At 70.7% G+C, this 21,878-nt stretch carries 19 protein-coding genes; 13 read left to right on the top strand and 6 right to left on the bottom strand.

Annotation, left to right across the window (positions count from 1 at the left end):
* The 5 genes from P2P98_RS14505 to P2P98_RS14485 all read right to left on the bottom strand — a co-directional run bounded on the left by P2P98_RS14505 (position 1) and on the right by P2P98_RS14485 (position 6,782).
* Positions 1–867 (bottom strand): carbohydrate ABC transporter permease, encoded by an 867-nt coding sequence (locus P2P98_RS14505; protein WP_275800817.1) that lies wholly within the window; start codon positions 865–867, stop codon positions 1–3.
* Entirely contained in the window at positions 864–1,853 is a 990-nt protein-coding gene (locus P2P98_RS14500; protein ID WP_275800816.1) for a sugar ABC transporter permease, read from the bottom strand. The genes P2P98_RS14505 and P2P98_RS14500 overlap by 4 nt, the downstream gene beginning before the upstream one ends.
* Positions 1,850–3,919 carry a DUF6259 domain-containing protein gene (locus P2P98_RS14495; RefSeq protein ID WP_275800815.1) on the bottom strand — a complete coding sequence of 690 codons (2,070 nt, stop codon included), beginning with the start codon at positions 3,917–3,919 and terminating at the stop codon, positions 1,850–1,852. The genes P2P98_RS14500 and P2P98_RS14495 overlap by 4 nt, the downstream gene beginning before the upstream one ends.
* 266 nt (positions 3,920–4,185) lie before the next feature.
* On the bottom strand, positions 4,186–5,451 hold the full coding sequence (locus P2P98_RS14490) for an extracellular solute-binding protein (protein ID WP_275800814.1): 1,266 nt from the start codon (positions 5,449–5,451) through the stop codon (positions 4,186–4,188).
* Between the two features lie 68 nt (positions 5,452–5,519).
* Positions 5,520–6,782 (bottom strand): extracellular solute-binding protein, encoded by a 1,263-nt coding sequence (locus tag P2P98_RS14485; protein WP_275800813.1) that lies wholly within the window; start codon positions 6,780–6,782, stop codon positions 5,520–5,522.
* Between the two features lie 179 nt (positions 6,783–6,961).
* On the opposite strand from P2P98_RS14485, the gene P2P98_RS14480 reads away from it, so the two are divergent.
* From P2P98_RS14480 to P2P98_RS14465, 4 genes are all read left to right on the top strand, one after another.
* Positions 6,962–8,269 carry a DUF3863 domain-containing protein gene (locus tag P2P98_RS14480; RefSeq protein ID WP_275800812.1) on the top strand — a complete coding sequence of 436 codons (1,308 nt, stop codon included), beginning with the start codon at positions 6,962–6,964 and terminating at the stop codon, positions 8,267–8,269.
* Positions 8,266–10,773, top strand: a complete 2,508-nt coding sequence (locus tag P2P98_RS14475) for a family 78 glycoside hydrolase catalytic domain (RefSeq protein WP_275800811.1) — start codon at positions 8,266–8,268, stop codon at positions 10,771–10,773. The genes P2P98_RS14480 and P2P98_RS14475 overlap by 4 nt, the downstream gene beginning before the upstream one ends.
* Before the next feature lie 245 nt (positions 10,774–11,018).
* Entirely contained in the window at positions 11,019–11,303 is a 285-nt protein-coding gene (locus P2P98_RS14470) for a hypothetical protein (protein WP_275800809.1), read from the top strand.
* A gap of 79 nt (positions 11,304–11,382) precedes the next feature.
* Complete coding sequence (locus P2P98_RS14465) at positions 11,383–12,222, top strand: hypothetical protein (RefSeq protein WP_275800808.1); 840 nt, start codon at positions 11,383–11,385, stop codon at positions 12,220–12,222.
* Positions 12,223–12,656: 434 nt separating this feature from the next.
* Here the strand turns inward: P2P98_RS14465 and P2P98_RS14460 are convergent, their stop codons facing one another.
* Positions 12,657–13,415, bottom strand: a complete 759-nt coding sequence (locus P2P98_RS14460) for an SDR family oxidoreductase (protein WP_275800807.1) — start codon at positions 13,413–13,415, stop codon at positions 12,657–12,659.
* Positions 13,416–13,497: 82 nt separating this feature from the next.
* On the opposite strand from P2P98_RS14460, the gene P2P98_RS14455 reads away from it, so the two are divergent.
* The 9 genes from P2P98_RS14455 (at position 13,498) to eda (ending at position 21,799) form a co-directional block, all read left to right on the top strand.
* The gene (locus tag P2P98_RS14455) at positions 13,498–14,415 is read left to right on the top strand and encodes an SIS domain-containing protein (protein WP_275800806.1); all 918 of its coding nucleotides are present in this window, start codon (positions 13,498–13,500) and stop codon (positions 14,413–14,415) included.
* Entirely contained in the window at positions 14,412–15,368 is a 957-nt protein-coding gene (locus P2P98_RS14450) for an NAD(P)-dependent oxidoreductase (RefSeq protein ID WP_275800805.1), read from the top strand. The genes P2P98_RS14455 and P2P98_RS14450 overlap by 4 nt, the downstream gene beginning before the upstream one ends.
* Positions 15,365–16,294 carry an aryldialkylphosphatase gene (locus P2P98_RS14445; RefSeq protein ID WP_275800803.1) on the top strand — a complete coding sequence of 310 codons (930 nt, stop codon included), beginning with the start codon at positions 15,365–15,367 and terminating at the stop codon, positions 16,292–16,294. Before P2P98_RS14450 ends, P2P98_RS14445 begins: the two co-directional genes overlap by 4 nt.
* A 392-nt stretch (positions 16,295–16,686) precedes the next feature.
* Positions 16,687–17,289: a glucose-6-phosphate isomerase family protein gene (locus P2P98_RS14440; protein WP_275800802.1), complete on the top strand. Its 603-nt coding sequence runs from the start codon at positions 16,687–16,689 to the stop codon at positions 17,287–17,289.
* Positions 17,282–17,971, top strand: a complete 690-nt coding sequence (gene deoC / locus P2P98_RS14435; protein WP_275800801.1) for a deoxyribose-phosphate aldolase — start codon at positions 17,282–17,284, stop codon at positions 17,969–17,971. Before P2P98_RS14440 ends, deoC begins: the two co-directional genes overlap by 8 nt.
* The gene (locus P2P98_RS14430; RefSeq protein WP_275800800.1) at positions 17,968–18,936 is read left to right on the top strand and encodes a shikimate dehydrogenase; all 969 of its coding nucleotides are present in this window, start codon (positions 17,968–17,970) and stop codon (positions 18,934–18,936) included. Before deoC ends, P2P98_RS14430 begins: the two co-directional genes overlap by 4 nt.
* A 3-nt stretch (positions 18,937–18,939) precedes the next feature.
* Entirely contained in the window at positions 18,940–20,451 is a 1,512-nt protein-coding gene (locus tag P2P98_RS14425; protein WP_275800799.1) for an FGGY family carbohydrate kinase, read from the top strand.
* Positions 20,448–21,173, top strand: a complete 726-nt coding sequence (locus P2P98_RS14420) for an SDR family oxidoreductase (RefSeq protein ID WP_275800798.1) — start codon at positions 20,448–20,450, stop codon at positions 21,171–21,173. The genes P2P98_RS14425 and P2P98_RS14420 overlap by 4 nt, the downstream gene beginning before the upstream one ends.
* Complete coding sequence (gene eda / locus P2P98_RS14415; protein ID WP_275800797.1) at positions 21,170–21,799, top strand: bifunctional 4-hydroxy-2-oxoglutarate aldolase/2-dehydro-3-deoxy-phosphogluconate aldolase; 630 nt, start codon at positions 21,170–21,172, stop codon at positions 21,797–21,799. Before P2P98_RS14420 ends, eda begins: the two co-directional genes overlap by 4 nt.
* Positions 21,800–21,878: the final 79 nt, after the last annotated feature.

Genomic DNA, 21,878 nt, shown 5'->3' with positions numbered 1-21,878 from the left:
TCACTTCACCGCCCCGGCGTAGAGGCCACTGACGAAGAAGCGCTGCGCGAAGACGAACAGCAGCAGGATCGGCAGGCTCATGATGAGCACCGCGGCCATGATGTTGCCCCAGTCGGCGAGGTACTGCGCCTTGAAGTAGAGCACGCCGGTGGTCAGAGTCCGCTTCGAGGGGTCGGTGAGCAGCAGCTGCGGGACGAGGTAGTCGTTCCAGACGCCCACGCCCTGCAGCACCCAGAAGGTCGCGATCGCGGGGCGGGCGAGCGGGAGGAAGATGCGGCGGAAGAGGGTGAAGTAGCCCGCGCCGTCGATGACCGCGGCTTCGACGATCTCCTTCGGCACCTGGCGCATGAAGGCCGCCATGAGGAAGACGCCGAACGGCAGGGCGCCCGCGATGTAGATGAGGATGACGCCGGCGTAGTTATTGATCAGGCCGAGATCGCGCACCACGCGGAACTGCGGCACGAGCGCGAGCTGCATCGGCAGGAAGATGCCCGCCGCGAGAAGCAGGTACACGCCCGAGCCGATGCGCGTGGCCTGGCGCACGATCGCGTACGACGCGAGGGCCGCGACGAACGTGGCGATCGTCATGCTCGTGACGGTCAGCAGCACCGAGTTGAAGAAGAGGTTGGTGAAGCCGGCATCCTGCCACGAGGTGACGAAGTTGTCGAAGGTCGGAGACTGCGGCAGCCCGGTGGGGTTCGTCAGCACCTCGAGGTTCGGCTTGAACGCCGTGATGACGATGATGACGATCGGGTAGATCATCGCGATGCTGAGGACGATCAGCAGCAGGTTGATCGGGAGGCGGCGGGCCAAGCGGAGCATCGACCGGGAATCGAAGCGTGAGCGCGCGGGCGCGTGCGTGGTCATCGGTTGCCCTCCTCGGCGGCGACGCGGTTGTTGAGTCTGTTCTGCACGGCCGCGATCGCGATCAGCACGATCAGGACCAGCACGGCCATCGCCGAGGCGTAGCCGAAGTTGTTGTTCACCAGGCCCTCCTGGAACACCTGGGTCATGAACAGCTGTGTCGAGTTGCCCGGTCCGCCTCGCGTCATCAGGTAGACGGTGTCGAAGGCCCTCAGGGCACCGTTGATCGACAGCACGAGCACGAGTCCGATCGAGGGGATCATGAGCGGGATCGTGATGAAGCGCATCGCTTTCCACCCGCGCGCACCGTCGACTTTGGCCGCCTCGAGGATCTCGCCCGGGATCGTCGAGAGTCCCGCGAGGAAGATGACGACGTTGAACCCGAGACCGCTCCACAGGTCGACGAGGATCACGCTGTACAGCGCGAGGTCGTAGTTGCCGAGCCAGTCCTGTGCGAGACCGCCGAGCCCGATGCTGCGCAGCAGCGTGTTGAACGTTCCCGTGGTCGGGTCGTACATGAAGCTCCACGTGAACACGATCGCCACCGGCGAGATCACCATCGGTGCGAAGAAGATCGCGCGGTAGATGTTGCCGAGCCGGAGCTGGCGGTGCAGGAGCACGGCGATGAGGAACGCCAGGATCGTCTGCACGACGATCTTGAAGAACCCGTAGATCGCGGTGTTGCCGATCGCCTCCATGAGCACGGGGTCGCCCGAGAAGATGCGCACGAAGTTGTCGGCACCGACGAAGTCCCACGCGCGGTTGAACCCGCGGGCATCGGTGAAGCTCGCGACGATCACCTGTCCCATCGGGTACACCGTGAAGACGGTGTAGAGGATCAGCGCGGGAGCGACGGCGATCCAGAACCTGCCCGCGGTGGAACGTCCCGTCCACAGGCGCGCCTTCAGCGAGCGCGTCGTCACCGCCTGCGTGACGGTGGGGTCGTCCAGGGCGAGGACCCGCGGGTCCTCGACGCGTGTGCTGCTCATAGCGATCCAATCGAGTCGAGAGAGGGGAGGACGACGGTCGCGCTCCGGGCGGGCACGTCGACGCGCCCGTCCGAGACCGGCGCGCGGAGCCCGTCGAGGTCGTCGGTCTCGGCGTCGCCGAGGCCGGGCAGATGCAGGGAGAGCACCTCGTCGCCATAGTTGGCCACGACGAGGGCGCGGGCGCCGTCGTCGCCCTCCCACACGGTGAGGAGGTCGTGCACGGAACCGTCCGGCCGGAGGGCGACGACGTCGTGATCGACGACGAGGCGCCCGTTCCACAGGCGATCGCGGTGGCGATCGCGCAGGGCGTCGGCCTGTCGGGCGAGCGAGACGGTCGCGGGCATGTCGCCCGGTCGCCCCTTGAAGTTGTAGGGCTCGAGGCTGATCGCGTACCCGTAGAGCAGGCACTGCGCGATCATCGAGCGGTCGTCGAACCCGGTGAGGGCGGTGACGATGCGCGCATCGGGCCGGAGCTGGCGCCCGAGCGGACGGTGCGTCGGCAAGGCGCTGCGGAAGTACGACACGTCGTAGTGCGCGAACTGGTCGTCGTACGCGCCCTCGGCGGCGATGACGAACGTGTCGGCGCGGTCGCCGAGCCCCGCGCGGATGTCCTCGACGAAATCGGCATCCCACGTGAACGCGCTGGCACCCACGGGGTGGCCGTGATCGTCGGCGAAGCACAGCAGAGCACGCCCGTGATACAGCGACTCGTCGGCCAGGATGCCGTCGGCCCCCCACGCGGCGATCTCGGCGACCTCGTCGGCGAAGCGTCGCCGCAGCTCCTCGACGCCGAAGCACAGCGGCACGTACCAGGGGGTGTTGATGCCGTAGCGCTTGCGCGACGAGTGGTACACCGGGCCGGGCTGGGCGTACGGCTGGCCGTTCGGGTCGCGCGAGACGAAGGACTCGAGCTCGTCCCAGAGCGGTCCGGGCTTCTCGACCCACACGTACTTCACGTAGAGCACGGTGGCGACGTCGAGCTCGCGCGCGCGATCGAGGGCGCGGCGGAGGCCGGCTTCACCGCCGAGCTTCTCGGCCGGGCGGTGCTGCGGGACGAGACCGTCCTGGCCGCCCTCGTTCCACCCGACGATCTGGATCGCGCCGATGCCCTCGCGCGCGCACTCCTCGATGATGTCGACGAGCGCGTCGAAGTCGTACCGGGGTTCGCCCTCGGTCGACATGAGCTGCACCTGCAGCCACGAGCGCGGCTCTCGGAGCCAGGATGCCGCGCTCCGCCGCGTCGGATCCTGCGTCGGCAGGTACGCGTCGAGACCGCGCTCCCACTCCCCCGCGAACGGGACGACGGCCATCTCGGGCAGCTCGGCGGCGGACCCGTCTGCCGCGGGGAAATGGATGGCGTCGAGGGTCACAGCCGCGTCGTCCGCCGCGGTGCGGCGCAGACTGTCGGCGAACCCGGGCACGAGGCTCGCCCGCCACCCGATGAAGTCGAGGGTGCGCGCGGCCGGCTGCACCGTGATCCCGCCGGCCTCGCTCGCCAGCACCACGAAGGGCGATGTCGGGGTGCCCACCAGCTCGGGGCGCAGGTTGCCGCTGGCGTAGTCGGGGTACAGCGTCCCCCAGTACGGGGCGTTGGAGTCGAACACCGGCAGCAGCGACACGCGCGTGCCTGTGGAGTAGTCGACGCCGCGGAGCTCGAGCGTTCCCTCGACCGGACGGATGCCGCCGAGCGAGGGGAAGCGCACGGCCTCCACGCCGACGGAGTCGAGGTGGAACGACAGCGACAGCCGCAGGGCCCCGTCGTGCACGCGCGCGCCGACGGTGATCTCGCCGGTGAGCCGTTCGCCCGCGGAGGTCACGGGGTCGCGCCACACCAGGCGCAGCGCGTCGTCGCCCTCACGCGCGACGCTCGTGAGCGTCTGCGCGACCGTCTCGACGACGACCGTGCGGTCGCCCGCCCGCGGAATCTCGACCACGAACAGCGACGGACGCCCGCCGGCGAAGGGCGCGAGACCGGTGTTCGGGCCGTCGAGGGCGAGCAGTCCGCCCGTCTCGGGGTCGAACGTCGCGGTGGTGCGATCGTCGGTGATCGTCAGCAGGGAGGTCACAAGCACATCCTCGTTCTCGTCGTGTAGCCATACTACATCTTCCGGTCGAAATTGCCGCTGCGGATGCAGAATCCGTCGCCGCCGTCGCTGTTTCGCGTAGCTGCGCTACCGCCCGAAACGCATGGCATCCCCTCCCGCGCGGGTTTGGGGCGCGTTCTACCGTTTGGGGCGGAGAATCACGCGCCCCGAACGGAGAAACACGCCCCAAACCCGAAAAAGGGGAGGGATGCCACGGGCCACCGACGCGGCAGGCGACCCGTCGCGCCTCAGTCGGCGTTCGCGCGAACCTCGACGAGCGTCGCGTCGAGTTCGTCGATCACCGTGTCGACGTCGCTGCGCCCGGCGATGAGGTTCTGCATGCCGACGAGGAGCGTCTCCTGCAGCTGCGGGTGCGCGGGGATCACGACGGGGCGGAAGGTCTTGCCCTCCCACGCCGCGACCATGTCGGGGAAGAGCGGGTCGTTCGCCGAGACGTCGATGCCCTCGGTCGTGGGGAACGCCTTCACCGAGGTGAGGAAGTCGGTGTACACCTCATCCTGGAAGAAGAAGTCGATGAAGCTCTCGGCCGCCTCGACCCGGTCGTTGCCGGGGTTGATCCCCCACGCGACCAGGTAGCTCCCCCACATGTCGGCGACGTCGGCGTCGAGGGTCGGGAAGTTCATGTAGCCCGGTTCCACCCCCGCGGCACGCGCGTCGGAGAGGATCCACGTCGCGGGGAACATCGCCGCCTGTCCGCTGAGGAAGGCCGACTTCGCGGCCGACTGGTTCGTCCCGAGCGGGTCGGGCATGTAGGCCGGAACGAGGTCCTTCACGACCTCGAGCGACTCGGCGTAGCCGGGGATGTCGGCGAAGGTCTTCTCTCCGGCGAGCAGCTCCTCGATCGCACCCGGGTCGTCGGGGAAAACGTGCTGCGCCATCGCGTAGTACGCGATGAACTGGGGCCACCAGCTGTCCTGCGCACTCATGGCGATCGGCGTGATGCCCGCGGCGGACAGCTTCTCGGCCGCGGCCTTCAACTCGGTGTAGGTCTGCGGAACCTCGGCGATGCCCGCTTGCTCGAACAGCGCGGTGTTGTAGATGATGCCGTTGCCCGACTGCGAGATGGGCACCGAGTACGCGGCATCCCCGTCCGCTCCCCGACGGGCCTCTTGCGCCGCGGCGTCGTCGAGACGCGAGAAGAAGTCGGCGCCCGAGAGGTCGGTGGCGAAGCCGTCGCGGACGAAGTCGGTGAGGTTCTTCGGATCGAATCCGTAGACGTCGGGGCCGGCACCGCCCGACAGGCGCGTCTTGAGGACGTTGTCGTAGTCGTTCGTGTTGACGAACTCGGCGTTCACCGTGATGCCGGGGTTCTCGGCTTCGAACGCGTCGATGACCTTCTCGTAGGCCTTCTGCGTGTCGCCGCCGTCGCCCCACATGAGGAAGCTGAGGGCGGTCGTGTCGCTCGAGCCGGCTTGGCATCCGGTGAGGGATGCCAGGGCCAGGGCGCTCAGCGCGGTCGCGGTCGTGGCTGTCAGGGCGAGGGAACGAGGCATGGGGGATCCGTCTTTCGAAAAGGGAACCGCCTCGCCCGGGCGCTCCCGAGCGAGGCGGTTCGAAGGGGTCAACCGTTGTTGGCGCGGTACTGCGCGAGGGCGGCGTCGAGGTCGCCCAGCACCTGCTCGGTGCTCTTCTGTCCGCTGATGATGTTCTGCAGCCCGACCAGGAGAGCGTCCTGGATGCTCGGGTCGGTGGGCGAGAACGCGGCGACGAAGGTCTTGCCCTCCCACGCGGCCTGCATCTCGGGGAAGAGCGGGTCGACGTCAGCGCCGATCTCGACGTCCTTGGTGGTCGGGAACAGCTTCACCTTGTCGAGGAACGCCTTGTAGGTGTCGTCCTGGAGGAAGAAGTCGAGGAACTTCTGCGAGGCGGCGAGCTTGGCATCCCCGTTGTTCGGGTTCAGGCCGAACCGCACCTGGTACGTGCCCCAGATGTCATCGGACGGCTTGTCGACGGTCGGGAAGTTCATGTAGCCGAGGTCGAGGCCCGCCTCGCGCGCGTCGGACAGGATCCACGTCGCGGGGAACATCGCCGCCTGCCCGCCGAGGAACGCCGACTGCGCAGCGGTCTGGCTCGTGCCGACCGGGTTGGGCATGTAGTACGGCGTGAGCTCCTTGACGACGTCGAGCGACTCGGCCCAGGCCTTGCTGTCGGAGAAGGTCGTCTTGCCCGCGGCCATCTCGGCGCCGAGCTCTTCGTTCGCGCCGTGCTCGGCGAGGGCGTAGTACACGATGAACTGCGGCCACCAGTTGTCCTGCGCGCTCATCGCGAAGGGGATGACCCCGGCGTCCGAGAGCTTCTTGGAGTCGGCCAGCAGTTCGGTGTAGGTCGTGGGCGGAGCGTCGATGCCCGCCTTCTCGAACAGCGCCTTGTTGTAGATGATGCCGTTGCCCGAGAGCGAGATCGGCAGGTTGTAGGTGCCGCCGGCGCGCTGGCTGTCCTTCGCGGCCTCGGGGGTCAGCTTCGACAGGTAGCTCTCGCCGCCCTGCGAGAGGTCTGCTGCGAAACCGTCAGCGACGAAGGTGTCGATGTTGCCGAGGTCGAAACCGTAGATGTCGGGGCCGGCCCCACCGGAGAGGCGGGTCTTGAGGATGTTGTCGTAGTCGTTCGTGTTGAAGAACTCGGCGTTGATCGTGATGTCGGGGTTCGCCGCCTCGAACTCGGTGATGACGTCTTCGTACGCCTTCTGCGTGTCGCCGCCGTCTCCCCACATCAGGAAGCTGAGCTCGGTGGGACCGCCGCCGGCACCTCCCGCGCAGCCGCTCAGCGCGCCTACGGTGGTCAACGCGACCGCCGCTACCGCCGTGTGCCTCAGCCACTTCGTCATGGCCACTCCCTCATCTCCGTCGATCGTCGCGCGGCTCTTTCCGCGGAACGTGGTGTCGGTAGCAAGACTACACAAAATCGGTTCATTCGCCCATACCGAATGCGTAACGGCACCCCATCCCGCGAATATTGCTAGTGGAACTACGCAAACGCGGGCGTCGGCGGATAGGGTGAGGCCCCATGCAGACACGCCCGCCACTCGGCCGACGACTGACCATCAACACCATCGTCCGCCGCCACCAGATCGAGGCGACGAGAGACACCTCCCTCTGGGAGAACGAGACCGAACTCCACTCCGCAGCCCTCGTCGAGCGCTTCTCCGACGCCGTGCGCAGTGCGGTCCCCGACGCCTCTCTCACATGGGCCCTCTCGTGGGGCGCTCTGACCGACGACTCCCCGCGCTACCGCGACATCCGCCGCACGCTCGCGCGTCTCGCCGCCGAGCACGGCGACGACATCACGTTCGTCCCCGGCGGCTTCTTCGCCAACCTCTACGGAACCCGCGACGAGGTCGCTCGCGACATCTCCGACGCGGTCGACCTGCTCCACACCCACTTCGACCGCCCGACCACGGCGCTGGTCGCCGGGTTCCTCTCGGCCGCGAACATCGCGGGTGCGCGCGATCTCGGCATCCGCACCGTTCAGGGCAACATCTGGAGCCAGTTCGACATCGACCTGCAGGACGGCGACGGCTCGCTCGCGTACCCCTACTACCCCTCCCGCAACCATTTCCTCGTGCCCGGCCGCGGCGACGATCGCATCGACGCGGTGCAGCTCGACGGCTGGACGGTCGACCTCGTCGCCGCGCGCACCGCGGGCATGTCGTCCGAGTACAACTCACGGCTCGGCCTCGGTCCGATCGAGACGCTGCACCGTCTGCCGCGCGCGGACGCGCTGAGAGAACTGGATGCCACGAGCGAGGCGCACCTGAACGAGCGCAACGTCGCGCGCAACGGCCTCGGATGGCTCACGGTGAACTACGAGATCAGCGAGGTCGCGCGCGGGCTCGCGCACGACCCCACCACGCTCGACGCCTGGGCGGGCTGGCTCGGAGGCCTCCGCGAGCAGTGGAACGATCTCGAAGTGACCACGATCAGCCGGTTCGGCGACGAGTGGCGCGCCCGGCACGCCGACAACGAGGATCTCGCCTACCTCCTGCAGCAGAGCGGCAGCGGCGTGCAGGCGTCGCGCGCGGGAGAGACGGTGACGTGGTTCATGTGCGCCGACTTTCGCCTCGGTGTCGTGCAGGTCGGCGACACGGTCGAGGTGTTCGACTACACCTCCTATATCGGCGCTTTCGCCGAGCCGGTGGAGCGCGGCGACCGGCGGTGGAGCCTGCTCGGCGAGATCAACCAGAAGCAGACGCGCCCGCAGGACCGACCGGTGGCCCTGGCCGCCTTCCTCGCGCAGCATCCCGACGTCGACGCCGCCCTCGACCGCCACTGGGGCGATGCCCCCGAACTCCGCGAACTGCGAGACGCCGCATGATCTCCGTCACCGACCTCACCGTCGAGCACGCCGTCGACCCGGTCGGCGTCCCCGCATCGCCCCGCTTCGGCTGGACTTTGCGCTCCGACATCGACGGCGTCCGGCAGCTCTCCTACCGCCTGAGCGTGCGCACCGGCACCGAGACGCGGTGGCGGAGCGGACCCGTCGCGTCCGACCGCAGCGTCGACATCGCCTACGAGGGGGCTCCGCTCGCCCCGCTCCGCCGCCACGAGTGGACGGTGGTGGTCACCACCACCGCTGGAGACGCCGCCGCGACCGGAACGTTCGTCACGGCGGTCGTCGACGACGACTGGCGCGGCGCAACCTTCATCGGTGCCGCGAACGACGGAGCGGCCGCTCCCCTGCTGCGCACGGAGTTCGAGGTGGATGCCGTCCCCGACGAGGCGTATCTCGTGGTCGGGGCGGGTGGTCTCGCCCGCGTCGAGATCGACGGGGACGCCCCCGACGACAGCGTTCTCGGGCCCGGCTTCACCGACTACGAGGTGAGCGCGCAGTACACGGTCGTCGACGTCACCGAACGGATGACGCCCGGTCCCCACGCGATCGGCGTCGAGCTCGGCCGCGGGTTCTACGGCATGCGCGGGCGCAACACGTGGAACTGGGAGACGGCCCCCTGGCACGCCGACCCCTCGGTGCGTGTGCTGCTCGTGCTGCGCGACGGCCGCGGCGAGCGCGTCGTCGTGAGCGACTCGGGGTGGACCACCACCGCGGGCCCGACCCGCCTCGATGACCTCTATGCCGGCGAGGACTACGACGCGCGCCTCGAGCAGCCGGGGTGGAGCACCGCCGGTTTCGACGACCGCGCGTGGGTCTCGGCCCGTGAGGTCGAGGGGCCGCGCGGCGTCCCCGCGCTGCAGCGTCAGCCTCCGATCGTCGAGGGCGAGACGCTCGAACCGACGCGAGTGACGCAGCTCGATGAGGGCCGCTGGGTCGTCTCCTTCCCCCGCGTGATCGCCGGCTGGGTCGAGGTCGACGCCGATGCGGATCCGGGGGCCGAGATCGAGCTGCGGTTCGGCGAGAGCCTCCGCGCCGACGGGACGCCGAACTCCGACGACGAGAAGGGCTACTTCGACGGACGTTTCCAGACCGACCGCGTGACCCTGGCGGATCGGCCGCTGCGGTGGCATCCGCGATTCACCTGGCACGGGTTCCAGCACGTCGAGGTGCGCGCCCGGTCCCTGCCCACCCTTCGCGCGCGGGTCGTCCACACGCGCGCCGAGCGGACCGGACGCTTCGAGACGTCGTCGCCGATGCTGAACACCCTGCACGAGCTCACGGTGCGGACGATCCTCAACAACCTGCACGGCATCCCGACCGATACGCCGAAGTACGAGAAGAACGGGTGGACCGGCGACGGCATGGTCGGCGCCCGCATGATGCTTCTCAACCTCGACACGCACGAACTGCTCGCGAAGTGGGTCGACGACATCGCGGCATCCCGCCACGGGCAGGGAGCGCCCGAGGTGATCGCCCCGCACGGCGGATGGAGCATGGACTGGACGCCCGCACCGACGTGGCACTCGGCCCTGCCGCTCGTGCCGTGGGACATCTACCAGCTGCGCGGCGACGAGCGGGTGCTCGCCGACGTGTGGCCCGATGCGCGTGACTACCTGCGCTTCGAGCTCGAGCGGGGAGTCGACGGTCTCTTCGACACCACCCTCGGTGACTGGGTCAGCCCCGAGACCGATCCGGGCGGCGGGAACGCGCCGGAGGACACCCGCATCGCCGCCACGGCGTTCGTGATCGCGATGTGCGACACGGCGGCCGCGATCGCCCGTGTGCTGGGCGAGGACCCGGGCGAGTGGGAGCGGGCCGCCACGGCCTCTCGTGCCGCGTTCGTCGCCGAGTTCTGGGATGCCGAGACCGCCGAGGTACGGGGACGAGGCGACGCCGGGTATCGCCAGGCCCACACGACTCTTGCCCTGGCCTTCGACATCCTCCCCGCCGCGGACCGCCAGCGCGCGGCCGACCGCCTAGCCGCCGACGTGGTCGACCGTGGACACCACCTGTCGACGGGTGCGCTCGCGACCAAGCACCTGCTCCCCCAGCTCACGCGTTTCGGCCACGCCGACGTCGCGGTCGGGGTGGCGCTGCAGACGACGTTCCCGAGCTGGGGCTTCTGGGTCGAGCAGGGCGCGACCTCGCTCTGGGAGCACTGGAAGGAGGAGTCGCGCTCGCGCGGCCACTACTTCCTGGGCACGGTCGAGGACTGGTTCTACGCCGACGTGGCCGGGCTGCGAGCGGTCTCGCCGGGGTGGCGCGAGGCGCGGATCGCTCCGAGCGTCCTCGGGACGGCACTGTCGTCGGCCTCGGCTGCCGTACGGACGCCGTACGGCGAGCTGTCGGTGCAGTGGCTGGTCGAGGACGGCGCGGTGACGCTGTCGTGCGAGGTTCCGATCGGCGTGCGCGCCGAGATCGAGCTGCCGGGACTCCGCCGCCGGGTCGAGGCGGGGAGGCACGAGGTGCGGGTGGCGCTGGACTGAGGGCGGGGCTGCGCCGAGGGCGGGGCTGCGCTGAGGCGCGCTGCGCTGGGGGGCGCTGCGCTGGGGGCGCCGCGCTGGGGGCGCGGCGATCCGCAGCCTGCGGGGGCCCACTCGGGCATAAACGCGATCCGCGCACAGAAACACGCTCTGCACGCGTTTATCGGCGTGGATCGCGTTTATGCGTGCGGTGCGCTGCCCTCTCGCGGTTCACCCGACGGACACCGAACGCCGCTACCGTGTCGGCCATGTCGAAGCCTCTTGCGTGGGCCGGTCTGAGCGCCCTTCTGCTGCTGCTGGTCCCCGTCGTGTACAACGGCGCGATGGCGTACGGGGCCGAGTTCCTCGTGTGGGATGAGCAGTACTCCACGTACTACTACGACGAGCGGCCCGGCGGTTTCGTCGTGATCGTCGCGGGCCTCGTGGCATCCGTGGTCCTGATCCTGCTCGCGGTCGGCGCAGCGCTTCGCGCGGGAGTGCTGTTCGTCCGCCACGCACGCTCGCGCGGTGACGAAGCGACAGCGGGAGCCTGACGCCGCGGCGCGTTCGCCCCGCGTTCACCCGCCCGCACTACGGTCGGTCGCGAAACGACGGGGAGGTCGACGGATGCCGGTGACCACACGTGCCCGCATCGGGATCGCCGCTGCCGTCGTGGGGGCGATCGCCGTCGGCGGCGCTGCCGTGGTGGTGTTCGGCTGGATGATCGACGAGACGCGCTTCGACCGGCCCGACCCCGCGTTCGACGCGCTGACCGCGGAGATCGCGGCCGTCCCCGGGGTATCCGACGTGCAGAAGCAGCGCTGGGTCGAGGCGCCGCTGTTCGCGAATCCCTCGTCCTGGGTGCAGGTCACGGCCGATGCATCCGCGTTCCCGGAGATCCGCGAGATCGCCTGCGACACCGCCTATCCGGATGCCGTCGAGTGGGGCTTCGACCTCGAAGGCGCCGGAGCCACCCGGGTCTCGGCGTACGCCGACGCCGTGCGGGGATGCCCCGAGTTCGGGTTCGACCTGGAGGCCGTGGCATCCGAGATCTTCCGGGTCGCCCCGGGGAGCGTCATTCAGGCGGCGATCTGGGATGCCGAGCGCTTCGCACTCTCGCCGCTCGACGGGCGCCCCGACGAGGTCGGGGCGCAGCTGCTGCCCCTCGTCGCTCACGCCGATACGCTGCGCGCGGCCGCGGGAGTCGATCCCGAGATGCCGGTCGAGGTCTCGGGTCCGCGGCTCGGCGTGGAGATCGGCCCCGGCGAAGCCGCGGGGTACCACGCGCTGCTCACGACGCTCATCGACGAGCACGACGTCACGTACTTCGCGTTCGGCGGCGGCGGAACGCCGATCGACGGCGTCGAAAAGGTGCAGGTGACCGCCCCCGACGCGCAGCACGACGCGATCGAGCGGGTGATCGCCGGCTCGGGTCTGCCCGTCGCCGCGCTTCCGGTGGCGTTCCTGGAGTGAGGCGGGGCGGCGCGGCGGGGTGGCGGATGCGCGCGGCGGGGCGGGGCGGCGGGCGTGGGGCGGCGCGGCGGCGCATCCATAAACGCGATCCACTCGCATAAACACGGGGAGAGCGCGTTTATGCGCGCGAACAGCGTTTATGCGTGGCGCGCCCGGACCGCCTGCGCGAGAACGCCCGTGCGGTAGCGCCCGTGCGGTAGCGTCCGTCCGTGCGCGGGGCGGCTGGGCGCCGGGGCGGGACCGCGGGTCGGCACCCCGTGTCACCGATAAACGCGATCCACTCGCATAAACACAGGGAGAGCGCGTTTATGCGCGCAAACAGCGTTTATGCGTGACGCGCGGGCAGCGCGGCAACGCCCGCGCGCGGCAGGCAGCGCGCAGCAGCGGCAACGCCCGCGCGCGGCAGCGCCCGCCCCCGCCCCGCCCGGCGCGGGTCACCAGGCCGAGTAGCCGCCGTCGATCAGCACGACCGAGCCCGTCATATACGACGCGGCGTCCGACGCGAGGAACGCCACGAGCGAGCCGATCTCTTCCGGAGCGCCGAGGCGGCCCATCGGCGTGCGGCGCACCCAGTCGTCCCACCAGTCGGTGGGAACGCCGTCTTTGGTCAGCTCCGTGCCGACGTAACCGGGGGCCACCGCGTTGACGCGGATGCCCTGCTCGGCGAACTCGATCGCGAGCGACTTCACGGCGAGGTGCACGGCACCCTTCGAGGCGTTGTAGGCGGCCTGGCGCTGGGGCGCGTTCGCGAGCTCGCCCGACATCGAGCCGATCGCGACGATCGAGCCGCCGCGCTCCTGCATGTGCCGCGCGGCCTCGCGCGCACACCAGAACGTGCCCGTCGCGTTGACGGCGAGGACGCGGTCCCATGTCTCGCGCTCGAGCTCGAGCGACGGCTGGTGGTTGGCGATGCCGGCCGAGGTCACGAGGATGTCGACCGATCCGAGACGACCGGCCACGTCGGCGAACACGCGCTCCACCTCGGCGGCGTCCGTGACGTCGAGGTGTACGTACGACACGCGCCCGCTCTCGAACGACCCCGCGGCGGCGGTTCCGGCCTCGTCGAGCACGTCGGCGATCACGACGATCGCCCCGAACTCCTCGAGAGCGGTCACCACCGCGAGCCCGATGCCGCGGGAGCCTCCCGTCACGACCGCCACACGGTCGGTGAGTTCCAGCCTTTGTCGGTACATCTTCGTCCTCCTGTGCTGTCGCGCTGTGCGGGGAAGCCCGCATCGGCTAAGATGTAGCCATACTACATGGAAGGAGCTCGCGATGACCCTCGACGTCGAGCAGGCCAGCGAAGAGTCCACCGACACGCTTCTCGAGCGCATCACCCGCCAACTGCCGCACCTGCGCCGCTCCGAACAACGGGTCGCCGCGATCGTCCTCGACAATCCCGTCGGCGCCGCCCAGTTCACGATGGCCGGCCTCGCCGAAGCCGCCGAGGTCAGCGAGCCCACCGTCATGCGCTTCTGCAGCTCGGTCGGCTGCGAGGGGTTCCAGGACTTCAAGATCCAGCTCGCCCAGACCCTCGCTCTCGGCCTGCCGGTCACCCACTCGACCATCACCTCGTCGGATTCCTCGGGCGACGTGGCCGAGAAGATCTTCGACCACACCATCTCGAGCCTCGACCGCGCACGCCGCACCCTCGCCCCCGCCGCCGTCGAGCGAGCGATCGAGGCGATTCTGGATGCCAGCGACATCCTCTTCGTCGGCTTCGGCGCGAGCGGCATCATCGCGCAGGACGCCCAACAGAAGTTCCCCCTCTTCGGCGTCCCCTGCCAGGCACCCGAGGACTTCCACCAGCAGTTCATCGCCGCGACGATGTCGGGTCCCCGCAGCGTGACCGTCGCGATCTCGAACACCGGGCACACCGAGCAGACGCTCACGGTCGCCCGGGCGGCGCGCAAGGCCGGGGGAACCGTCATCTCGCTGACCGGTCGCGTCAGCCCGCTGTCCGAGATCGCGGATATTCCCCTGATCGTGCGCACATTCGAAGACACCGACGTGTACACCCCGTCGACGAGCCGTCTCGCGGGGCTCGTAGTCATCGACATCCTCGCCACCGGTGTCGCCCTGCGTCGCTCGCCGGCCCACAGCGAAGCCATCCGCCGCATGAAGAGCGAGCTCGCGGCCATGCGTCACGCCGAGGGCGACCGCGCGGGCGACACCACCGAGGCCGACTCGTGACCGGGGTCGTGCTGGTCACCTCCCGCTCGTTCGGGTCGGGCGAGTACGACCCCGGAGCGGTCCTCGCGGAGGCGGGATACCGCGTCGTCCGCGCCGGCTCGTCGCACGACCTCGAGGAGCTCGCTCCCCTGCTCGCCGAGGCCGACGGGTGGATCGCCGGCACGGGCCCGGTCACCGCGGCCCACCTCGACCTCGCCCCCCACCTGAGGGGGATCGCGCGCTACGGCGTCGGCGTCGACAACGTCGATCTGGCCGCGGCGGCGGCGCGCGGCATCCCGGTCACGAACACTCCCGGCGCGAACTCGGCCGCGGTGGCCGAGCACACCCTCGCCCTCCTCCTGACGGCCCTGCGGGGCATCCCGGCCGCCGATCGTCGCGTGCGCGCGGGCGACTGGTCGGGAAAGCCCGCGCGAGAGCTGTCGGCGCTGACCGTCGGGGTGGTCGGACTGGGCCGGATCGGACGCCTCGTGACCGAACGCCTGCGCGCGTTCGGCGCCACGGTCCTCGGGGCCGACCCGTGGGTCGACGCCCGCGATCCGCTGTTCGAGGCCGTGGAGCGCGCCGACACCGAGACGCTCTCGACTCGCTGCGATGTTGTGACACTACATGCGCCGGGCGGGCAGAAGGTCATTGATGAGCGGTGGCTCGCCGCCGCCGACCGGCCCGTCCTGCTCGTGAACACGGCTCGCGCCGACCTCGTCGACGAGGAGGCGGTGGCCCGCGCCGCCCGGCGTGGACGCGTGGCCGCCTACGCCGCCGACACCCTCGCCATCGAGACCACCGGTGACGCGGCATCGCCCCTCTTAGCCGACGACCTGGCCGACCGCGTGATCGTCACCGCCCATCTCGGCGCGCAGACCCGCGAGGGCGTCGACGGCATGGGGCGAATGGCGGTGAACGACATGGTCGCGCTCCTGCGCGGGCAGACTCCCGCTCACCCCGTGCCCGCATGAGCGGGTTCGTCCGGTCCGTCATCGGCGACCTCGCCCCCGACGCGCTCGGCACCGTCGACTACCACGAGCACCTCTTCCAGGTCTCGCCTCTGCTGCCCGACGACGATCTCGACGACGAGGAGGCCAGCACCGAGGAGACCCGCCAGTTCGCGGCATCCGGATTCCACACCCTCGTGGATGCCACACCCCTGGGCCTCGGCCGTCGCCCCGCCGCCGCGCGTCGCATCGCGGAGGCCACCGGGGTCGCCGTCGTGCTCACCACCGGCCTGCACCGCCGCGAGCACTACGGAGACGGACATCCGCTCCTCTCGGCGGACGTCGACACACTCGCCGCGGCGTTCGAGGACGACCTGGTGCGGGGAGCTGCGGAGCCCGGCGGCGAGCGCGACCCCGCGGTGCGCGCGGGCGTCCTCAAGGCCGGGATGGGCTACTGGCGACTGGATGCCATCGCCCGACGTTCGATCGAGGCGATCGGCCGCGCGCACGCGGCGACCGGTGCCCCGGTCATGGTGCACCTCGAGCACGGGACGGCGGCCTTCGAGGCGCTGGAGGCGCTCGCATCCGTCGGCGTGCGGGCCGACCGGGTCGCCCTGGCGCACGTCGATCGCAATCCCGACCCCGGGCTGCACGCCGAGCTCGCTGCCACGGGAGCTTTCCTCGGCTACGACGGACCCGCTCGCGCGCGAGAGCACCCCGACTCCGTGGTGCTCGCGTGTCTGATCGCCACCGCCGCGGCCGGAGGCGGGGACCGCATCCTGCTGGGCGGCGACGTCGCTCGCCGCACCCGCTACGTCGCCTACGGCGGCATGCCGGGGCTGCGCTACCTCGGCGACCGCTTCGTCCCGCGCCTGCGCGCCGAGGGCGGCGCCGACCTGGCCGACGCGGTCCTGCGCCGCAACCCCGCCGCCTGGCTCACCTGGCGCTGAGCCGGGGCGCCGCGAGCCGACGCGCAGCGAGGCGCCGGGCATCGCGCCCCCGGCCGTGCGCACCCCGGGGCTGTGCGCGACCCGGGCCGTGCGCACCCCGGGGCTGTGCGCGACCCGCTCCGCGAGTCGATGGGCCCCGCGCGCGCTCTTCGCGTGGCGACGGGAGGAGATCTGGCGAGCGGAGGACGCGGGAGCGCTCACACGTCCTCCGCTCGCCAGGTCTCCTCCGTTCGCCCCAGATCAGCGCCGCACACACGGGCGAAGTAGCCCAACTACGCGCAAGGCCTCGCTACTGGCACCAAAGCGTCGGAGATTGCCCAAACTCCCCCACTTCTTGTAGTGTTACTACGCACGACGACGTAACCCCAGTCGTCGGCGAAGGGAACGACTGCATGTGCGCCGCTGCACGACTGGCCGAACCGGCCCGGCTGACCGTCGACATCGCCCGTGGCCTCCTCGCCGGAGGATCCGAGCGCTACGAGAAGCACCTGCCCGACCTCGCGGGCGTCTATCGCGATGACGCGGCCTACGCCGAAGCGGTCGCCCGCGACGGCGGCGAGCCGGTCTACTGGGTCGAGAGCAGCACCCCCGAGACCGGGCGCGGAGCGCTCACCATCGGCCTGAGCGTCCTCCGGCCCGGCCGGATCGGCGACGAGTTCGCGATGACGCGGGGGCACCTTCACGCGCAGGCCGAGTTCGCCGAGCTCTACTACGGCGTCGCCGGCTCCGGGGTGATGCTGCTCGAGTCGGTCGAGGGCGAGTCCCGTGCCCTTCCGATCACCCCCGGGGTGGTGGTCCACGTCCCCGGCGGCTGGATCCACCGCAGCGTGAACGTCGGCGACGACACGCTCGTGACGCTCTTCACCTACGCCACCGAGGCCGGTCAGGACTACGGGATCATCGCCGAGGCCGGAGGCATGCGACAGCTCGTCGTGGCCGACGGCAGCGACTGGACGACCCGCCCGAACCCCGACCACGGAGGCTACCGTGCCTGATCCCGGTCCCGTCCTCGCCGACCTCGCTCGACACATCGACATCAGCTGCGTCCAAGCGCAGCACGCACGCGCCGACATCGACGAGCTCGTGCACCAGGCGGTGGCGGGCGGTTTCGTCAGCGCCCACGTCCTCCCCGAGTGGCTCGGATACCTGCGCGAACGCCTCGAGGGCACGGGCGTCCTCGCCGGTTCGCCGGTGTCGTTCCCGAGCGGCGGCGCCACGACCGCGACGAAGGTGACCGAGGCATCCGAGCTCCTCGACCTCGGCGCTCAAGAGCTCGACGTCGTCGTCGCGATCGGACGCCTGCGCTCCGGAGACGACGCCTACGTGACGAACGAGCTCGCCGCGATCGTCGAGGTCGTCGACGGCCGCGTGCCGCTGCGCGCGATCCTCGAAGTCGGCCGCCTCGACGACGACGACATCCGGCGGGGGGTGGATGCCGCCATCGAGGCGGGCGTGCCCTGGATCAAGACGGGCACCGGCTGGTCGGGCGTTGCGACCACGATCGAGCACATCCGACTGATCGCCGACCGGGCCGACGGTCGCGCAGCGCTCAAGGCCGCGGGAGGAATCCGCGACCTCGACACCGTCCGAACGATGGCCGAGCTCGGCGTCACCCGATTCGGCATGAATGCCACGGCCGCGCTGGCCGCGGTCGCCGCCACGAAGGACCAACGATGACGTTTCCCACCCTCACCGCCTCGACCCTGCGTCCGGCGACGGCCCCTACGCTCTACTTCATCGGCGTCACGACGGGGAGTTCCTCGATCCAGCACGTCTTCCCCCGGTGGGCCGCGCACCTCGGATTGCAGGATGCCGTGCTGCAGGGCATCGACCTGCCCCTGCACGCGCCCGCCGACGACTACCGCGCCGTCGTGCGGTTCATCGCGGACGATCCGCTGAGCCTCGGTGCCCTCGTCACCACGCACAAGATCGACCTCTTCGCCGCGTGCCACGACCTCTTCGACGAGATCGACGCCTTCGCCGCGCTGATGGGCGAGACGAGCTGCATCTCCAAGCGCGACGGACGGCTGATCTGCCACGCCAAGGATCCGATCTCCAGCGGGCTCGCGCTCCACGCGTTCCTCCCCGCCGGATTCTGGTCGAGCGGTCCCGCCGACGCCCTGTGTCTCGGCGCGGGCGGATCGTCGATCGCGATCAGCTGGTACCTGTCTCGGCAGGAGCGGGGCCTCGACCGGCCCGCGCGGGTCATCGTGACGAACCGCTCGGCGGCGCGCCTGGACCACCTGCGCGAGATCCACGCGTCGCTGCCGACCGACACGCTCTTCGAGTACCACCTCACCCCCACCCCGGCCGACAACGCCCGCGTGCTCGCCGACCTGGCGCCACGCTCGCTGGTCGTCAACGCGACCGGCCTCGGCAAGGACGCCCCGGGCTCCCCCCTTCCCGACGACGCCGTCTTCCCCCTCGACGGGGTCGCGTGGGATCTCAACTACCGCGGCGATCTCGTCTTCCTCGACCAGGCGCGGGAGCAGAGCGCCGAGCGCCGCCTCCGGGTCGAGGATGGGTGGATCTATTTCGTGCACGGATGGACGCAGGTCATCGCCGAGGTCTTCGACATCGAGATCCCGACGTCGGGCCCCTCTTTCGAGCGGCTGAGCGAGCTCGCCCTGGCCACCCGCTGATCGATGGGTCCTCTCGCTCTCGCTCTCGACCTCGGTACCGGGGGGTGTAAAGCATCGCTCTGGTCGACCGAGGGCCGCTCGGTCGCCGAGACGGTCGTGTCGTATCCGACGCGGCATCCCGGTCCCGGCCGGGCCGAACAGCGACCGGACGAGTGGTGGGATGCCGTGGTCTCGGCGACCCGCGAGGTCGTCGCCCAGACTCCCGGCGCGCGCGAAGCCGTCATCGGGATCGCCCTGTCGGGGCAGAGCCTCGGCGTCGTGCAGGTCGACGCCGCCGGAGAGCTCGTCGCCCGCGACACCCCGATCTGGTCGGACACCCGCGGTCGGACCGAAGACGTCTTCGCCCACCTCGACGAGGACGCGTGGTACCTGCGCACGGGCAACGGCTTCGGCGCGCAGTTGTACCCGGTGTTCAAGGCGCAGACGATGCGCACCGAGGATCCGGAGGGATGGGCGCGCACCCGGTCCCTGCTCGGTTCGAAGGACTGGATCACCCTGCGGCTCACCGGCGAGGTCGCGACCGACCACTCCATGGCATCCGGGTCGGGCGCCTACGACCTCACCCGCGGCGACTACGACGACGCGATCCTCGACGCGGCCGAGCTCGACCGCTCCCTGCTCCCCGTCCCGCGCGAGTCGTCCGACGTCGTCGGGACGCTCCGGGCCGACGCCGCGGAGGCACTTGGGCTCCCCGCAGGGGTACCCGTGCACGCGGGGGCGGTCGACAACGCGGCGATGGCACTCGGCTCCCGCGGCACGACGGACGGTCGGATCTACGCCGCCCTCGGCTCCTCGAGCTGGATGACGGTGACCGCGAGCGCCCCCGTCCTCGACGTCGAGACCCGCCCCTACGTCTTCCGTCACGCCGTGCCGGGGCTCTACATCAGCGCGCTGTCGACGTTCAGCAGCGGCACGACGCTGACCTGGCTGCGCGACGTGATGCGTCCGGGTGCCGACATCGGCGCGTTCATCGACGGTGCGGCGGCGAGCCCGCGCGGCGCGCGAGGCGCCGTGTTCGTCCCGACGCTCGCGGGCGGCACCCCGCTCGAGGGCGGCAGCGGGGTGCGGGGACTCCTCGCCGGTGTCGAGCTCGGCACCGACGCCGACGACCTCGTGCGGGCATGCCTCGAGGGGGTGGCGTTCGCGCTCGACCGGAGCCTGCGTCACATCCGCACGCTCAGCGGACTGCCGTCCGACACCGACCTGCTCGTCTCGGGCGGGGGCAGTCGGTCCGCCGTCTGGAACCGGATCTACGCCGATGTGCTCGACACCGCGCTCGTGCGCACCACCGTCGACCAGCAGGCCGCGACCCTGGGCGCCGCCGCCCTCGTCTTCGCCGGGTCGGGGGTGTGGCCCTCGCTCGCCGGCGCGGACGATGCGCACGAAGTCATCGACCGCGTGTCCCCCGACCCCGACGGCGTGCGCGCATACGCCGCGCTCCGTGACCGTTACACCGCCGCGGCCGACGCCGCGGTGGTCTTCGCCCGATCCACCCCTTCCCAGGAGAACGCATGACCTCCCTTCCCCTCGTCGTCATCACCGGAGCCAGCTCCGGCATCGGTGCCGCGACCGCGCGCGCCTTCTCGGCCGCCGGACACCCGCTGCTCCTCATCGCGCGGCGCCTCGCCCCGATGCAGGCCCTCGGTCTTCCGGATGCCGAGCTCGCCGAGGCCGACGTCACCGACACCGCCGCGGTGGCCGCGGCCATCGCGCGCGCCGAGGAGCGGTTCGGTCCGGTCGACCTGCTGGTCAACAATGCCGGGCTGATGGCGCTGTCAGCGGTCGCCGAGCAGGACCCCGCGCTCGTGCAGGAGCAGTTCGACGTCAACTGCGTCGCCCTGGTGAAGAACAGCCAGCTCGTGCTCCCGGGCATGCAGGAGCGCCGTCACGGCACGATCGTCAACATCGGCTCGATCGCCGGCAAGCAGCTCTACGAGAACCACGTCGTCTACAACGGCACGAAGTACGCCGTGCACGCGATGACCGAGGGACTGCGGCGCGAGAACGCCGCGCACGGCGTCCGTGTGCTCCTCGTCGCCCCCGGAATGGTCGACACGGCCCTGCTCAGCAACACCGGCGAGGGCGACGTCCTCGACGGCTACCGCGAGTACAAGCAGAGCATCGGCGGCGGACTCGTGCCCGACGACATCGCCCGCGCGATCCTCGCCGCGTACCAGCTGCCCCAGCACGTGAGCTTCCGCGAGATCGTGGTCGCCCCGACGTCGCAAGACGCATGAGCGCCGCTCACGACGTGCTGCACGGCAGCCGGATCGTCCCCGTGGTGGTGCTCGACGATGCGTCCTTCGCGCCCGACCTCGCCGACGCGCTCCAGGCCGGCGGCATCCCGACCGCCGAGATCACCCTCCGCACCCCCGCCGCCCTCGATGCGATCCGCGCGGTCGCCGGACGATCCGGCTTCGCCGTCGGCGCCGGCACGGTGACGACCGTCGCCCAGGTCGAGGCGGCCGTCGACGCCGGCGCGACCTACCTCGTCTCACCGGGGTTCGACGACGCCGTGGTCGAGCGGGCGGCGGAGCTCGGCATCCCGTTCCTCCCCGGGGTGGCGACCGCGACCGAGATCCAGCGAGCGATCGCCGCGGGACTCGACCGACTCAAACTCTTCCCCGCGGGGGCCGTGGGCGGCCCCACCGCGCTGAAGGCCTTCGCGGGCCCGTTCCCCGACGTGCGCTTCCTCCCGTCGGGTGGGGTGTCCTCCGCGAACGCCGGCGAGTACCTCGGCCTTGGCAACGTCTTCGCCGTGAGCGGATCGTGGATGGTGCCGGCCGCAGCCCTCACGGCACGGGATGCCGAGACCGTGCGCGCCCTGTCCGCCGAGGCGTCCGCGGCGGCCTCGGCGATCTGACGAACCGTCGCGGGGCCGCCGGGTGGAAGCCCGCGCGGCCCGTACCGTCGCGCGGAGTTCCTCCCCGACACGCCGGCCC

This window comes from Microbacterium sp. Kw_RZR3 (assembly GCF_029222405.1).
Lineage (GTDB): Bacteria > Actinomycetota > Actinomycetes > Actinomycetales > Microbacteriaceae > Microbacterium.
The sequence above is the reverse complement of the archived record's forward strand: the minus strand, read 5'-3'. Positions and strand labels throughout refer to the sequence as shown.